The following is a 14,721-nucleotide window of genomic DNA, read 5'->3' as shown; positions in this document are numbered from 1 at the left end:
GCCGTCTGGGGCGCCTCATGGAGAGCAGACACGTGAATCTTCCTTCTCGAGTGGGGAGGTGGAGCGTCCGGCGAGGGGAGGTTTTCTCACCATCCCGCCGCGATGTCGATCGCCTTCTCGGCGCTCGCGAGGTCGCCGCCCCGCCACGCCACGTGCTGGTCGGGTCGGACGAGGACGAAGGGGGCGCCGAGGAGACTGCCCAGAGATCCCCCGGTGTCGGACAATCGCAGCACCGTCAGAGGGACACCGAGTTCCTCGGCCTTCGCCGTCAGCGCGTCGAGTTCCGCGGTGTGCCGCGAGGATCCCACAGCGTCCAGCACGACGAGGGTGTATTCTCGGCCGAGCACGTCGTAGAGCGAACGACCGTCTCCCAGCCACGCGTGCGGCAGTAGCGCTCCGGGGCATGCGGTGGGCACGTACTCGACGGGATCTTCCGCCGGTGGCGTCGATCCGTCGGGGACGATGACGGGTGAGTCCGTGTAGGCGTAGCCGAGAACGAGTCCGAGCGAGTGGAATTCGCTCTTCTTCACACCGAGCGCCTCTGCCGTGCGGCGGCGCGCCTCCTCCGCCGCCGGACCGTCCTGTCCGATCTCGACGGTGGAGAAGTGATGCGCCAGAGCCTTTTCCTGCGCTCCGGCTTCGGCGATGGTGCGGGCGGCGACGGGCCGGCGTTCGGCTTCGTAGCTGTCGAGCAGCTGCGGCCCGGCCCAGCCGCGCAGCGTCGCCGCGATCTTCCACGCGATGTTGACGGCGTCACCGATGCACGTGTTGTACCCGTGCCCGCCCCACGGCGGATTGAGATGCGCGGCGTCGCCGACGACGAACACCCGACCCTTGCGGTAGCTGTCGGACAGCAACATTCGTGCCACCCACGGGTCGGTGGCGATGATCTCGACCGGGACCGGCTCTCCGATGAGGCTGTGCACGAGCGCGGTGGCGTCGACCTCCTCGTCCCGGACGTCGACACCCTGCACGATCGCCCACCAGGTGTCCGACAGGTCGAGCCGGCCCACGATGCCCGCCGCCCCGGGCGCCATCACCCACTGGTGGACGGCGCCCTCGAACGGCACCCGCTCGGCCAGGCCCGGCGCACGGAACAGGATGCTGAGGTTGGGGCGCTCGCCGGACGTGCCCTCGAACCGGGCACCGATGGACTCGCGCACGATGCTCGCGCCGCCGTCGCACCCGAGGACGTAGTCCGCCACGACCGTTCGCGTCGGTCCCGATCCTTCGACGGTGGCACGGACGGTGCCGTCGGCGAGTTCCTCGAGCGACGTGACTCGGGCACCGAGTTGCAGGGTGGCGAGCTCGCTGCGCTGCACCGCATCCCGCAGCACGGTTTCCACGACGGGTTGCGGTGCCTGCTGGCCGCGCTCGGGCGCCAGGGTCGGGGTGGCGACATCGAGCTGGAAGCCGTTCTCGAACCGGGTGATCTCGTGGCCCAGGAGCGTCGAGCAGAACACGATGTCCTGCGCCCACTCGACGGGAAGAGGCGACGCGGCACGCACCTCGTCGGCCAGTCCCCACCGCCGCAGGTGCGTCATGGTGCGGGCGTTGGTGGTCTTCGCGCGGGGGCGTTCGGCGTCGACGTCGACCCTCGGTTCGACGACCAGGCTTGCCACCCCGTGGTGGGCCAGCTCGAGCGCGGCCGCGAGCCCGGACGGCCCGCCACCGGCGATCAGTACCGGTGTCCGGTCGACACCGGACGCGACGTCGGTCATGCGCCCTTCCTTCCGCTGGCATCGACGATCGGGGTCCGCAGGACGCCGAGCTTGTCGATCTCCACCTCGACGATATCGCCGGGCCCGAGCAGCCACGGTGGGTTCCGCACGTAGCCGACGCCCTCCGGGGTGCCGGTGGCGATGATGTCTCCGGGGTGCAGGGTGAACGTCTCGCTGATGAGGGCGATGATCTCGCCGACCGAGAAGATCAGGTCACGGGTGTTTCCGTCCTGCACGACCGTTCCGTTGACGCGGGTCTGCACCCGCAGACCGTCGGACAGATCCCCGACCTCGCCGGCGGGAACCAGCGGGCCCAGGGGGCCGGACCGGTCGCCGTTCTTGCCGAGCGTCCATTGCGCGGTCAGCTTCTGCGCCTTGCGGGCGGTGAGGTCGTTGAAGCAGGCGTAGCCGAGCACCCCGGCCTGGCCGGTGGCCGCGTCGACGCTTTCGAGCCGGGTGCCGATGAACGCGGCCACCTCACCCTCCCAGTCCAGGCCCGCCTCGTTTGCCGGCACCGGCGTCGGGGCTCCGTCGACGCTCAGCGACGGGGTCCACCGCCCGAACAGCGTCGGGTAGGGCGGCGGGGTGAAGCCGCCCTCCGCGGCGTGGGCCTTGTAGTTGAGGCCGACGCAGATGACGCGGGCGGAGTCGGGCACCGGCGGCACCACGCTCACGAGCGTGACGTCGATCTCGGGCGACTCGAGGTGTTCCGCCTGCGCGACCCAGCCGGCGGCGTCGCTCCAGAATTCCTCGAGTGAGGCGAGCGGTCGAACGAAGCCGTCCCGGAGAACACCCACGGTCACGGCGTCCTGATCCTTCTTGCGATAGCCGACAATCTTCATCTATTTCATCCTTTTCGTCCGCCACCCTTCGGTGGCGAGTTCTAGCGGGAAACTTCGGTGCTGCGCGGGGTGGCCGCTTCGAGGTGGTTGTCCGCATCGGCGGGGGTGGTGCGGGGGCGTCGCGGGAGGGTCGCCATCACGACTCCGCCGATCAGCGCGGGCACGGCGAACGCCAGTGAGCTGACGATGACGGCACCGCCACCGGCGACGAAGAACGCGCCGTACGTCGGGCCCGCGATCGCGCCCGCCCGTCCGATTCCGAGCGCCCATCCGAGTCCGGTTGCCCTGAACCGGGCGGGGTAGAACGTCGCGATGTGATCGTTGAGCATGTTCTGGGTGCCGAGGCCGCCGAATCCGGCCAGCGCCACCAGCAGCATCAGGACGGCGGTCGGCGGGTGCGTGCCCAGTAGCGCGAGAGAGACTGCGGCCGTGGAGAACCCGGTCAGGACCAGCGGTTTGGGCCCGAACCGTTCGGCCAGCACGGAGGCGAGCAGCGTCCCGACGATGGCGCCGGCGCTGTAGACGAGGAGGAACGTCACCGCCGAACCGATCGGGTAGCCGGCATTGCGCATGATCTGCGGCAACCAGGTGGTCACGCCGAACATGGTGAGCATGCTGCAGATTGCGACGAACCAGATGCCGACCGTCGCCCGCCCCATCCCGTTACCGAACAGCTTGGCGACCGGCGACTTCGACGCCCGGTCCTCGGAGGATCGTCCGGCGACGAACGCCCTCGACTCCGGTAGAAACGCGAACGCCAACGGCAGCAACGTGATCAGCGGAACCGCACCGAGTGCGTAGACGGGGCGGAAGCCGAACTCTTCGAGCAGCAGCAGGGATGCGGTCGACGCGAGGACGCCGCCGAACGCCGGTCCGGTGAGCACCATGCCGAGGATCCGGGACCGGCAGGCCGGGGATGCGAACTCCGCCGCCATCGCGATGGCGGTGGGCATCAACCCGCCGATCCCCAGGCCGGCCACCAACCGGGTGGCGGCGAAGATCTCGAAGGTGGGGGCGATCGCGGTGACCAGGGTTGCCGTCGAGAAGAGCGTCAGGCACGCGAGGAACAGGCGGCGACGGCCCAGGATGTCGGTGAGCGTCCCGGCCGTCAGCGAGCCGACGAGGACGCCGACCAGGGCGGCGCTGCCCACGGTGCCTGCCGCCCCCGCGGTGATGAACCAGGGGGCGTGTCCGATCAGGGCGGGCAGGGTGGCGCCGTAGACGAACAGGTCGTATCCGTCGCTCAGGAGGGCAGCCCAGCAGAGGACGGGCACGAGCACTCTGCCGCGGCCGCCGGGCGAGGACGTGGAGAAATTCATGCGGAACACTCCTGGTCAGTGGGGGGAGGATCAACTCCTCCAATAAACGGTTATAACCGTTATGTGTGATGGTAGCCACAGACCACTGCCCTCTGTCAAGCACTGCATTCGAGAAAGGGCTGCGAGAAGCGATTGCTCAGTGAGCGTGCGCCTGAGCGGCCGCGCGGGCACGGGCCGGGTCGCCGGACTCGATGGCATCGACCAGCGCGCGGTGCACGTCGATCCGTCGCGCGAAATACTCGCTGTTGGTGGCGCTTCGTTCGCGGCTCGCTCGCGTCGCGTGCTGCTCGACGTAGGTTTCGAGGCTCAGATAGGTTTCGCGCAACACCTGGTTGGGGCCGATCGCCACGATCCGGCGATGCAGATCCCACACGGCACGGATGAACGCCTCGGGGTCGCCGGCCGAATCCTCGAGAACGGTCATCACCTGCCGCAGGTCGGCGACGTCGGCATCGGTCCGGTGCCGGGCGGCCAGTTCCGTCACAAGGGGTTCCAGTTCTTCCCGGACGGCGATGGCGTCGGCGACTCCCGCCGCGTCGCCCTCGACGGTCAGCAGGGTGCGGCCGAGCCGGACCACCGAGGACGGTTCGGCGACGAACAGGCCACCGCCGGGCCCGGGCCGGACGGTGATGACTCCCCGATCCTGCAGGAGCCGGACGGCCTCGATGACCGTACCGCGGGCCATCCCCGACTCCGCCTGGAGTTCCTTGCGGGTGCCCACCCGATCACCGGGCGCGAGTTCACCCGCGGCGATACGGTCCTGGATGTGGGCGACCAGGGACTCTGCCCGGGTGACGGTGCTCTGGATCGCCATGGCTCGAGTGTAGAGCTCAGCCGCTCCGGCGGTGTGCGCGCCGGGCAGGTCTCACCGATCGTCGCCTCGTGCCGGCGGCGGGCCGACGACCTCGAGGTCCAGCTCGGCACGCGCCCGTGCGAACCCTTCGGCCGGGAACTGCATGTCGCCCCCCTCGGTGTGCACGTGCGCGTCCGTCGGGACGTTCATGTACTCGAAGAACTTCTCGAACACGCCGGTGGTCAGCAGGCCGAGCATCTGCGTGTCGTGGCTGTCGAACGCGAAACTGTGAATCGTCCCGGCCGGCGCATGGAGGAAATCACCCTTGGTCAGCATGATCTCCCGGCCGTTGGCGTGCAAGAGAATTCGCCCCTCGATGCAGAAGAAGTTCTCGGTGTGCTCGCGATGGAAGTGCCGGGGAATGTACGAACTCTTCCCGCCCATGGTGTGCATCGCGAAATACGTTCCGCCGGTGTTCCGGGGCCGGGCGAGGTACGTGTTCAGCTGATCGAGACTCGCCCAGCGGTCGCCTTCGCCTGCCTGCAGCACGTAGGGGGACTCCGCGGCGGGCAACGCCGTGCCGGTCACCGCAGGCAGGTCCGTCTTCGCGAGATCGTGGAACCGGACACCGAACCGGTCCGCGAGTTCGGACTGCCGCGCGTCCGACATCGGCGCCGTCTCGGCGTCGAAGACGTGCGACTGGGTGGCCTGGCCGGTGGCCTGCGACCACCGGTGCCCGTCGCCGACGGTGAGCCAGCTCAGGAACCGTGTCCGGTGCGCCAGCATGCGGTAGGCGTACGGCGTCCCGGCCGGGACGGTGACCGAGTCGCCGGGGACGAGCACGTGCGATTCGCCCGGCAACCAGACCTGCAGCCGTCCGTCGGTGACGTACAGGAAGCGGTGCTCGCGATCGTGGGCGAGGAACGGCGTCTCGGTTCCCTTGCCGCCGTACACATACGCGGCCCCGAACTGCCCGCCGGTGTCTTCCGGCCGCGCGATGACGGTGATCAGTTGCCCGCCGAGTTCGTGGCGTTCACCTTCACCGGCAGCCATGGCGTAGGGCACGCAGCGGCCGGGGAGGGTGTCGAGTTGCGGAGCGGCAGCGTGGACCTCGTCGAGGACCGGAATGTCGAAAGTAGTCATGGGGTGCGTGTTCCTGGTTTCAGTGTGTGCGAGAAGAAGGCTTCGACCGCGGCGAACGAGGCGGAGGGGTACCTCTCGGTCAGTGCGCGACCGAAGTCGGTCACCGCGCGGGTCGATGCCGGTGCCTGCGGATCTCGTTCGAGATGGCCTTGGTCGAGGGTCTGGTCGGGGCCGAGCTCGAGGACGTGGCCCGGGTTGAAGAACCCGTGCCCGAATCCCTCGATCAGGTAGAGAATGGCGTCGTTGCCGTGAGCGACGAGCGCGTCGTACAACGCCACGCTCTGTGTGAACGGCACCAGGTTGTCGCCGAGACCGTGCATGACCAGAAACGGCGGTGCTCCGGGCGCCACCTGCAGGGCGGGGCTCGCGGATCGCGCCGCGTCCGGTCGGTCGCGGATCGCGCCGCCGAGCAACGACGCCTCCGGGGAATGGTCCTCCCCCGGTGCCCGTTCCGTGGAGAGATCGACGAGGCCGGGCAGGTCGGCGGGCCCGTAACCGTCGACGACGGCCTGCACCGAGCTGTCGACGGTCGCGGGTTCTTCCCCGGGCAATCGTGTTGCGCCCGAGTGCACTCCGGTCAATGCCGCGAGGTGCCCACCGGCGGACGACCCCCACACACCGATCCGGTCGGGATCGATGCCGTGGTCCGCGGCGTTGGCGCGCAGCCAGCGCACCGCCCGCCGGACATCGAAGAGCTGGCCGGGGTGGCAGGTCTCGGGCGCGAGCCGGTAGTCGATGCTGACCATGACATAGCCGTGTCCTGCGAAGTGTTGCACCAGATCTGGGCATGCAGTGCGGTCTTGAAGCCGCCAACCACCTCCGTGCACCCACACGATCGCAGGCAAGGGATGCTCTGCTTCGGCGGGACGGACGAGATCGAGTAGCAGATCGGGGGCGTACTCGACGGTGGATCGGCGGACGACGGTCGAAGCCGTGTCCAAGGGACTGAACTCCTTCGGATGCAGGACCCGGGCCTGGGTCGCCGCTTGCGCGGTTATAAGGCCCTTCCTTAGGTCACTGCCTGTCGGGCACAGTAGCAGCTTCGGCAACCCGAACGGAAGACCCGGATTCTTCCTCCGTCGCGCCGGTCAGCGCGGCGGTCAGCCGGGCGGCATGTCCGCGGACACCCTCGACGATGTCGACGGCCCCGTCGCTGAGCACCCACTGCAACTGCAGGCCGTCGCTCACCGCAATGCATTCGCGCGCGAGCGCCGGGTAGTCCAGCGATGCCGGCAGCCCGTCTCGGTGCACCCCCTGGCGCAGGCGATCCGCGAGGGCCTCGACGGCGCCGTCGTAGCGCTGCGCGAAGACGGTGTGAGCGGGACTGCTCGGATCGGCCGCCTCCGCGCTCACCAGCACGAACAGTTCGATGAGACCCGGCTGTCCGACGAGTCGCCGCGCCGCGTCGACCATCGCATCCAGAGTCGCCAGACCCGACGCCTCGGCGGGGAGGGTGTCCCACCACTCCGCCGACGTGTCGAGGCGGTACTGCGCAACAGCCAGAAGCAGGTGCTTCTTCGTCGGAAAGTGGTGCAGCAGACCGCTGTCGCTGATCCCCGCGTCGGCGGCGATGCTGGTCATGGTGGTCGCGTGGTACCCCTCCGCCGAGAATCGCCCCGCGGCCGCTTCCACGATTCGCGTGCGCCGCTCGATGCCCACCGAGTAGCTGCCACGCGCCCGTTTTCCCATGTCGCCACGATACGACAGCACGATTCTCGAATTGAAAACCGGATACACCCGGTTTTCGTGTACGGTGCTGTGCATCACACTGCGACGTCCGCTGCGCCCCACCTCGCCGCGCGGATCTTCACTTCACGGAAGGCGGAACGCCGATGGCTACCGTTCGCTCCACACACCCGTCCCCCGCACACCTCGGCCACCCGTCCGCGGTCACCGCGCCGGGTCCCCGCTACGTCGTCCCCGCACTGGTCGTCGGCGCGTTCGGGGTGTACTTCGGCAGCCTGACCCCGACGATCATCACGCTGTCGATCCGCATCTTCGGCGTGGACGCCGAAGGCAAGACGCTCGGGTTGTCGACGGTCGTGCTGATCGGCGCCCTCGTCGCGCTCGCCTCGATACCGCTGTTCGGCTCCCTGTCCGATCGCACGACCAGCCGGCTCGGAAGACGCACGCCGTGGCTGATCGGCGGCGCTCTCGTCGCGTTGGCCGGTCTCACCGTGATCGCGCTGGCGACGAACGTCGCGGCGATCGCCGCGGGCTGGGCACTCGCGCAACTGGGGTACTCCGCGGCGCTGGCCGGGTTCGTCGCGCTCATCCCCGACTTCGTCCCCGACCATCTGCGCGCCCGGCTGTCGGGCATGATCGGCTTCGTCACGGCGTTCGCCGTCCTCGCCGGCGTCACTCTCGGGAGTCGTCTCGCCGACCACCCGGTGCCGATGATGATCATTCCCGGCATTGCCGCCGTCGTGTGCCTGGCCGTGGTCGCGGTGGTCATCCGCGGCGCCGACGCCGGCGTGGACCCGGCCACGCTGCGGCCCTACAGTTTTCGCGAGTTCGCGTCGAGCTACTGGATAAACCCGATCCGGCATGCGGACTTCGCGCTCAACTGGATCAGCCGGTTTCTGTTCGGGCTCGCGATGGTCGGGCTCACCACCTACGCGACCTACTTCCTGGTCGACGCGGCCGGGCTGAGCATCACGGACGCGGCCGCCGAATACGCCCACGCCACCGCCGTCACCACGCCCATTTCGATCGTGTCGTTCCTGCTCGCCGGATTCCTCTCCGACAAGCTGGGCCGGCGCAAGGCGTTCGTGGCCGTCGCGTCGTTCCTCACCGGCGGTGCGCTGGTGTACCTGGCCGTGAACCCGCACGTCAGCGGATTCCTGCTGGCCTTCGTCGCCTTCACGATCGGTCAGGCGTGCTATCTCACGGTCGACATCGCGATCGCCGCCGCGGTCGTGCCCGACGTCCGGCAGACGGCCAAGGCGATGAGTGTGTACCAGGTGGCGGCCACACTCCCCTACGCCGTCGTCCCGCTCATCGGGGCCGTGCTCCTCCCGCTCACCGGCAACAACTATGCGCTTCTGTTCTGCATCCTGGCGGCCTGCGCCGCTGTCGCCGGTGCAGCCGTTCTCTTCGTGCGGTCGATCCGATGACGACACCGACACACCTGCGTCTCGAACATCTGCGGCCCGGGGAACCCTGCGGCACGGCCCACCCGCGACTGTCCTGGCGGCTGCCTACCGGAAGCACAGGTCAGCTGGCGTACCAGGTCCGGGTGGCGGGCGCCTCCGACCGTACGTCGAGCACCCTGTTCACCACCGAGATCATCGAGGGCCGCGACCACGTCCTCGTACGACCTTGGACCGCAACGCATCCGGTGCCGACCGCAGGCGAGGAACGCACCTGGCAGGTGCGGTGCTGGACGGATCTCGGACCGAGCGACTGGTCCGAGCCCGCTCCGTGGGTCACCGGTCTCCTGCACGGCGGCGACCTCGCGGCCGACTGGATCGAACCGTACGAGCCGGACGTTCCCCCGCTCGGTCACCGTCCCGCATACCGGTTGTGCGCCTCCTGGCGACCGCGGGCGGAGATCGCCCACGCCTCGCTGTTCGCGACCGCTCACGGCATCTACGAGTTCTTCGTCAACGATGTCCGGGTCGGTGATCACGAGCTGACCCCCGGCTTCACCTCCTACCGATCACATTTGCAGGTGCAGCACGTCGACGTCACCGACCTGCTGCACCCGGAACACAACGACCTGGGAATCCTGCTGAGCGACGGGTGGTTCCGTGGCCGGCACGGGTTCGAGCGCCACGGCGACGGTTTCGGGGATCGGGTGGCCGCGCTCGCGGAACTGCACGTCCGGTATGCGGACGGAACGTCGGAACGCTTCGGCACCGGCGACGGCTGGACGAGCGCACCGAGTGAGATCGACGCCGCCGACCTGATGGACGGCCAGCGGGTGGATCTGCGCCGGGTGGCCGCCGACGAGGTACACCACCCCGCCGTGGTCGCTCGCGGTGGCCTCTACGACGATCGTTCCCGGTTGACGACCGGCGTGGCACCCCCGGTGCGCCGGATCGAAACCCTGGCGGCGGTGGCCGTCACCGAGCCCCGACCGGGAACGTACGTCGTCGATTTCGGGCAGAACATCAGCGGCTGGGTGACCGCGGCCGACCTCGGCCCGGCCGGCACCCACGTGACCCTCACCCACGGAGAGGCTCTGGCAGTCGACGGAAGCGTCGACACGGATCACCTGCGCGCCTTCGAATTCGCCACCGGCACCAGTTTGCCCGCCGGTCAGGTCGACCACGTCGTGTCGTCCGGGCACCCCGGCGAGGCATTCGAACCGCGGCACACCACTCACGGGTTCCGCTATGTCCAGATCGACGGGCTCGAGAAGAATCCAGGGCCCGGCACGATCACCGCCGCCGTCGTGCACACCGACCTGGAACAGGTGGGGAGTTTCGGGTGCGACAACGATCGTCTCGAGAAACTGCATGCCGCCGCGGTGTGGAGTTTCCGCGGCAACGCCTGTGACGTCCCCACCGATTGCCCCCAGCGCGAGCGGTCGGGCTTCACCGGCGACTGGCAGATCTATGTCGAAACGGCCGCCTTCACACACGATGTCGCGGGGTTCAGCGACAAATGGCTGCGTGATCTCGCCGCCGACCAGTGGCCGGACGGCACGGTACCCAACATCGTGCCCAACCCGGCAGGCAATCAGCCGTCGGGCAACCATTTCGCCGACATCGCCAACGGCTCGGCCGGGTGGGGCGACGCGGCCGTCATCGTCCCGTGGCAGCTGTGGCGACTGGACGGCGACGTCGAAGTCCTGGAACGCCAGTACGATTCCATGACCCGGTGGGTCGAGCTGGCCGCCGGCGCGGCCCGGGACCGCCGGCATCCCGACCGCGCGCGTGCGCGTCCCGTGCCGGACCCTCACGAAGAATATCTGTGGGACACCGGTTTTCACTGGGGAGAATGGCTCGAGCCCGACGAGATTCCCGGCCCCGATCCCGCCCGCGATCACAGTGTGGTCGCCACCGCGTACCTCGCGCGGTCGGCCGGACTGCTCGCGCAGATCGCCGGTGTACTCGGCTGCGACCGGGATGCGTGCCGGTATACCGCGATCGCCGCGGGAGCCGTCCACGCCTGGCAACGCGAATTCATCACGCCCGAGGGCACTCTGACCCACCCGACCCAGGCGAACTATGTTCGCGCCCTGGAGTTCGACCTCGTCCCGGCCGAGGGTCGCCGGCGGTTCGCCGACGAACTCGCACAGTTGCTCGCCGACAACGACTATCACCTCGGCACCGGTTTCCTGGCCACCGGAATGCTGCTGCCCGCACTTGCGCGCAACGGGCACCTCGACACCGCCTACCGGGTACTGCTGTCCACCGGCAATCCGTCCTGGATGGAGATGATCGACCGCGGCGCCACCACCATCTGGGAGCGTTGGGACGGAGTCGACGAGAACGGCCGCGCCACCGCCTCACTGAATCACTACGCCAAGGGCGCGGTCATCTCGTTTCTGCACCAGTTCGTCGCCGGGCTGCGCCCGGCCGAGACCACTGGCCCCGACACCGTCGGCTATCGCCGATTCATCGTCGATCCGCGTCCCGGCGGGGACATCAACGCCGCCCACGCCGAGCACTGCAGCCCCTACGGAAACATCGCGGTGCGCTGGACGATCACCGACGACGTGTTCACCCTGAGCCTGACCGTGCCGGCAGGCAGCGAATGCGAACTCCGCCTGGGAGACACCGTGGAACTCCTCCGGTCCGGAACCTACACCCGCGCCTGCCCCGCGACTCGCGTCATGCAGCGATCGTCGCGTGCATCTCCCACACGATGATCTCGGCGCCGGTGTCGGTGGTCACCTGTTGGCCGCCGCCACCGCTGAGCCGGACGGCGTCACCCTCGGCGAGGATGCCGACGCCTTCCATCGACGCTTCGCCGCGCGCGACGAACACGTGGAGGAACGGTGCGTCGGGCAGGGTGACCGGCGCCTGCCCGGGCTGCAGTCGTGCTACATGCATTGCCGCGTACTTGTTCTTGATCCGGATCGCCGAGTGGTCGGCGTAGTCCGGCATGCCCGATGCGACAGGGACCAGTCCACCGGCGAGCAACTCGTGGTCGATTTCGAGTTGCTCGTAACCGGGTGTGATGCCGGCTTCGTCGGGCACGACCCACATCTGAATGAAATGGACCGGATCGGTGTGCTTGTCGGCATGCTCACCGGTGACGCCGTCCAGTCGCCACGAGTCGTTCTTCTCGGAGTGCAGGATTCCGGTTCCCGCGCTCATGCGCTGGGCCAGTCCCGGGTAGATGACGCCGGAGTGGCCCATCGAATCCTGATGCACGAGTGAACCCTGGAGCACCCAGGTGACGATCTCCATGTCCTGGTGGGGGTGGGTGTCGAAGCCCTGACCCGGGACGACGATGTCGTCGTTGTTGACCATCAGCACCCCGTGATGGGTGTTGGCCGGGTCGTAGTGGCGGCTGAACGAGAAGGAGTGCTTGGAATCCAGCCAGCCGGCGTTGGTCTTGAACCGGTCGTCGGCTCGTCGGACGTCGAGGCGGGGCGGGGCGATGGCGGCAGTCATGAGCGAATCCTTTCCAGGTTTCTCAGAGCAGGGGTTCCCAGAGTCAGGGTCCTCAGAGAACGTGTGAGCCGTACATTTCGCCGAGCGGGTCGGCGATGAGTTCGAGGCGGGCACCGTCGGGGTCGCGGAAGTACATCGACACCTCACTGTGTTCGACGAGTTCGACGCCGGCGTCGATCAGTTTCGTGCGCAGGTGGTCCCACCGGCCGGGTTCGACGCTGATCGCGATGTGGTGGAGTCCGCCGAGCACTTCCTGGTACGGGCCGATGTCGAGGCCCGGGAAGTCGAAGAATGCCAGCAGGTTGCCGTTGCCGATATCGAAGAAGAAATGCGAAGACCCGGCGTAGTCCCGGTTCTCGATCAGCTCGGTGAGCGGAAACTCGAGCAGGTCCTGATAGAACCGGACCGTGCGCTCGACGTCACTGCTGATCAGCGCGGTGTGATGGAGGCCGCGGGCCGAGGACGCGGGCCTCGACGCCACCGGCTTCAGATGCTCGGCGCGGATCCGGTCGCGTTGCTCCGCGAACCTCTGCGAACGCTCCTGCTCGTCTGTGGTGCTCATTGCCCTGCCCCTCTCCGCGGAGCGCAGTAATTGCGCTTTCAACTAAATTCAGACTACAACAACTCGTTGCGTTGTCAACTACTTGGGCTATGCTGGTGCCGTGGAACCGACCCGATGGCTCAGCGCCGAAGAACAGAACACCTGGCGTGCCTACCTGGACGCCACACGCCTCCTCCTGCAGGCACTCGACCGGCAGCTCACCCGAGACGCCGGCATCTCGTTCACGGACTTCGAACTGCTCGTCGTGCTGTCGGAGGCGCCGCAGCGACAACTACGGATGCGTGAACTCGCCGACGCGGTCACCACCACTCGCAGCGGCGTCACCCGGGCCATCAGCCGGCTGGTCGACACCGGATGGGTGCGGCGCGTCGAATGCGAAGACGACAAGCGGGGAACATTGGCCGAGCTGACCGACGCCGGCGCCGAGAAGCTCGCCGCCGCCAGCCCCGGACATGTCGCGGAGGTGCGCCGCAACATGTTCGACCTACTCAGCCCCCGCGACGTCGGCATCCTCGGCCACGACTTCGCCGAAATGCGCACCCACCTGCTGGAACACCCCTGAGTTCGGAAAGGTCGGCCATGAGCAGCACGTCAGCGGAGAACGACTACGTTCACATCGACAAGCAGAGTCCGGCGGTCTATCAGGCGCAGATCGGCGTCGCCAAGGCCATCCGGCACGCGACCACCGAGGCCGGCATGGACCGGCGGTTCGTCGAGTTGATCAACGTGCGCGTCTCCCAGATCAACCGCTGCGCGTACTGCCTGGACGTTCACGTCGCCGCGGCGCTCGCGGCCGGCGAGACCCAGCAGCGCCTTGCGGTTCTGCCTGCCTGGCGGGAGACGACGCTGTTCTCCGAACGTGAGGTCGCGGCGCTCACCTTGGCCGAATCGATCACCACCCTCCCGGACGCGCATACCCAGGAGACCGACTACGCCTTCGCGCGGCGATTCCTCTCCGAGCAGGAGATCTCCACGGTGAGCTGGATCGCCGTCACCATGAATGCCTTCAACCGGATCTCCATCGTCAGCCGCCATCCGGTCCGGCCGAAGCAGTAACACCGCAGTTCACCTGCATTTCGCGGAATTTAGTTGACATTGCAACGACTTCGGCATAACGTAGTAGTTGCAGATTCAATTACCTCGATTTCGAGTGACCGTTCGACAGCCCAAGGAGTTTTCATGACCACCGCCACCGCCACCCTGCCCAACCTCACCGCCGGAACCTGGGCCATCGACACCGTCCACTCCACCGTCGGCTTCTCCGTCCGCCACCTCATGGTCAGCAAGGTCCGCGGCACCTTCAACGACTTCACCGGCGCGATCACCGTCGCCGAGGACGGCACCGCCGCCGTCACCGCCGAAATCCAGGTCGCGTCCATCGACACCAAGAACACCGACCGCGACGCCCACATCAAGTCCGCCGACTTCTTCGACGCCGAGCAGTACCCCACCGCCACCTTCACCTCCACCGCCGTCCGCGCCAAGGGCGACGACTACGTGGTCGAAGGCGAATTCACCCTCCACGGCGTCACCCGCCCCGTCGAGCTCGCCCTCGAGTTCAACGGCGTCAACCCCGGCATGGGCAACGGACCGGTCGCCGGCTTCGAAGCCACCACCGTCGTCAACCGCAAGGACTTCGGCATCACCATCGACATGCCCCTCGAAGGCGGCGGAGCCGTCGTCGGCGACAAGATCACCATCACCCTCGAGATCGAGGCCGGCCTGCAGGCCTGACCCCACTCGCACCAGCGCCCCGTCATCCACCCGGA

General features: G+C 68.1%; 14 protein-coding genes. 5 read left to right on the top strand and 9 right to left on the bottom strand.

What is annotated here, in order from left to right:
- Positions 1-86: 86 nt before the first annotated feature.
- From AZG88_RS21265 to AZG88_RS21235, 7 genes are all read right to left on the bottom strand, one after another.
- Positions 87-1,721, bottom strand: a complete 1,635-nt coding sequence (locus tag AZG88_RS21265) for an FAD-dependent oxidoreductase (RefSeq protein WP_061698873.1) — start codon at positions 1,719-1,721, stop codon at positions 87-89.
- Complete coding sequence (locus AZG88_RS21260; RefSeq protein ID WP_061698870.1) at positions 1,718-2,563, bottom strand: fumarylacetoacetate hydrolase family protein; 846 nt, start codon at positions 2,561-2,563, stop codon at positions 1,718-1,720. Before AZG88_RS21260 ends, AZG88_RS21265 begins: the two co-directional genes overlap by 4 nt.
- Positions 2,564-2,604: 41 nt before the next feature.
- Positions 2,605-3,882, bottom strand: coding sequence for an MFS transporter (locus AZG88_RS21255; protein WP_061698867.1), 1,278 nt, complete (start codon positions 3,880-3,882; stop codon positions 2,605-2,607).
- Positions 3,883-4,018: 136 nt separating this feature from the next.
- On the bottom strand, positions 4,019-4,696 hold the full coding sequence (locus AZG88_RS21250) for a FadR/GntR family transcriptional regulator (protein WP_005237792.1): 678 nt from the start codon (positions 4,694-4,696) through the stop codon (positions 4,019-4,021).
- Positions 4,697-4,747: 51 nt separating this feature from the next.
- Positions 4,748-5,818: a quercetin 2,3-dioxygenase gene (locus AZG88_RS21245; RefSeq protein WP_061698865.1), complete on the bottom strand. Its 1,071-nt coding sequence runs from the start codon at positions 5,816-5,818 to the stop codon at positions 4,748-4,750.
- Entirely contained in the window at positions 5,815-6,759 is a 945-nt protein-coding gene (locus tag AZG88_RS21240) for an alpha/beta hydrolase (RefSeq protein ID WP_061698863.1), read from the bottom strand. Before AZG88_RS21240 ends, AZG88_RS21245 begins: the two co-directional genes overlap by 4 nt.
- A gap of 73 nt (positions 6,760-6,832) precedes the next feature.
- A complete protein-coding gene (locus tag AZG88_RS21235; protein ID WP_061698875.1) occupies positions 6,833-7,507 on the bottom strand; it encodes a TetR/AcrR family transcriptional regulator in 675 nt (224 codons plus the stop codon).
- Positions 7,508-7,650: 143 nt separating this feature from the next.
- On the opposite strand from AZG88_RS21235, the gene AZG88_RS21230 reads away from it, so the two are divergent.
- Both AZG88_RS21230 and AZG88_RS21225 read left to right on the top strand, forming a co-directional pair.
- Positions 7,651-8,934, top strand: a complete 1,284-nt coding sequence (locus tag AZG88_RS21230; protein ID WP_061698859.1) for an MFS transporter — start codon at positions 7,651-7,653, stop codon at positions 8,932-8,934.
- Positions 8,931-11,639: an alpha-L-rhamnosidase gene (locus AZG88_RS21225; protein ID WP_061698857.1), complete on the top strand. Its 2,709-nt coding sequence runs from the start codon at positions 8,931-8,933 to the stop codon at positions 11,637-11,639. Before AZG88_RS21230 ends, AZG88_RS21225 begins: the two co-directional genes overlap by 4 nt.
- Here AZG88_RS21225 and AZG88_RS21220 read toward each other — a convergent pair.
- Both AZG88_RS21220 and AZG88_RS21215 read right to left on the bottom strand, forming a co-directional pair.
- Positions 11,602-12,390, bottom strand: coding sequence for a pirin family protein (locus AZG88_RS21220; RefSeq protein WP_061698854.1), 789 nt, complete (start codon positions 12,388-12,390; stop codon positions 11,602-11,604). The two genes, AZG88_RS21225 and AZG88_RS21220, sit on opposite strands and share 38 nt — an antisense overlap.
- A 52-nt stretch (positions 12,391-12,442) precedes the next feature.
- Positions 12,443-12,952 (bottom strand): VOC family protein, encoded by a 510-nt coding sequence (locus AZG88_RS21215; RefSeq protein WP_005237799.1) that lies wholly within the window; start codon positions 12,950-12,952, stop codon positions 12,443-12,445.
- A 100-nt stretch (positions 12,953-13,052) separates the two neighbouring features.
- On the opposite strand from AZG88_RS21215, the gene AZG88_RS21210 reads away from it, so the two are divergent.
- The 3 genes from AZG88_RS21210 to AZG88_RS21200 all read left to right on the top strand — a co-directional run bounded on the left by AZG88_RS21210 (position 13,053) and on the right by AZG88_RS21200 (position 14,686).
- Positions 13,053-13,514, top strand: a complete 462-nt coding sequence (locus AZG88_RS21210; RefSeq protein WP_061042067.1) for a MarR family winged helix-turn-helix transcriptional regulator — start codon at positions 13,053-13,055, stop codon at positions 13,512-13,514.
- A gap of 17 nt (positions 13,515-13,531) precedes the next feature.
- Positions 13,532-14,008, top strand: coding sequence for a carboxymuconolactone decarboxylase family protein (locus AZG88_RS21205; RefSeq protein ID WP_061042066.1), 477 nt, complete (start codon positions 13,532-13,534; stop codon positions 14,006-14,008).
- 123 nt (positions 14,009-14,131) lie between these two features.
- Entirely contained in the window at positions 14,132-14,686 is a 555-nt protein-coding gene (locus tag AZG88_RS21200; RefSeq protein ID WP_061043620.1) for a YceI family protein, read from the top strand.
- The last annotated feature ends 35 nt before the right edge of the window (positions 14,687-14,721 follow it).

Source organism: Rhodococcus sp. LB1 (assembly GCF_001583455.1).
GTDB lineage: Bacteria > Actinomycetota > Actinomycetes > Mycobacteriales > Mycobacteriaceae > Rhodococcus_F > Rhodococcus_F opacus.
Note: the sequence above shows the minus strand (reverse complement) of the source record. Positions and strands in the feature narration are given on the sequence as shown.

Excerpts from the sequence above, each read along its gene's own strand:
- AZG88_RS21265 (WP_061698873.1), bottom strand. The coding sequence starts at position 1,721 with ATGACCGACGTCGCGTCCGGTGTCGACCGGACACCGGTACTGATCGCC.
- AZG88_RS21260 (WP_061698870.1), bottom strand. The coding sequence starts at position 2,563 with ATGAAGATTGTCGGCTATCGCAAGAAGGATCAGGACGCCGTGACCGTG.
- AZG88_RS21255 (WP_061698867.1), bottom strand. The coding sequence starts at position 3,882 with ATGAATTTCTCCACGTCCTCGCCCGGCGGCCGCGGCAGAGTGCTCGTG.
- AZG88_RS21250 (WP_005237792.1), bottom strand. The coding sequence starts at position 4,696 with ATGGCGATCCAGAGCACCGTCACCCGGGCAGAGTCCCTGGTCGCCCAC.
- AZG88_RS21245 (WP_061698865.1), bottom strand. The coding sequence starts at position 5,818 with ATGACTACTTTCGACATTCCGGTCCTCGACGAGGTCCACGCTGCCGCT.
- AZG88_RS21235 (WP_061698875.1), bottom strand. The coding sequence starts at position 7,507 with ATGGGAAAACGGGCGCGTGGCAGCTACTCGGTGGGCATCGAGCGGCGC.
- AZG88_RS21230 (WP_061698859.1), top strand. The coding sequence starts at position 7,651 with ATGGCTACCGTTCGCTCCACACACCCGTCCCCCGCACACCTCGGCCAC.
- AZG88_RS21225 (WP_061698857.1), top strand. The coding sequence starts at position 8,931 with ATGACGACACCGACACACCTGCGTCTCGAACATCTGCGGCCCGGGGAA.
- AZG88_RS21220 (WP_061698854.1), bottom strand. The coding sequence starts at position 12,390 with ATGACTGCCGCCATCGCCCCGCCCCGCCTCGACGTCCGACGAGCCGAC.
- AZG88_RS21215 (WP_005237799.1), bottom strand. The coding sequence starts at position 12,952 with ATGAGCACCACAGACGAGCAGGAGCGTTCGCAGAGGTTCGCGGAGCAA.
- AZG88_RS21205 (WP_061042066.1), top strand. The coding sequence starts at position 13,532 with ATGAGCAGCACGTCAGCGGAGAACGACTACGTTCACATCGACAAGCAG.
- AZG88_RS21200 (WP_061043620.1), top strand. The coding sequence starts at position 14,132 with ATGACCACCGCCACCGCCACCCTGCCCAACCTCACCGCCGGAACCTGG.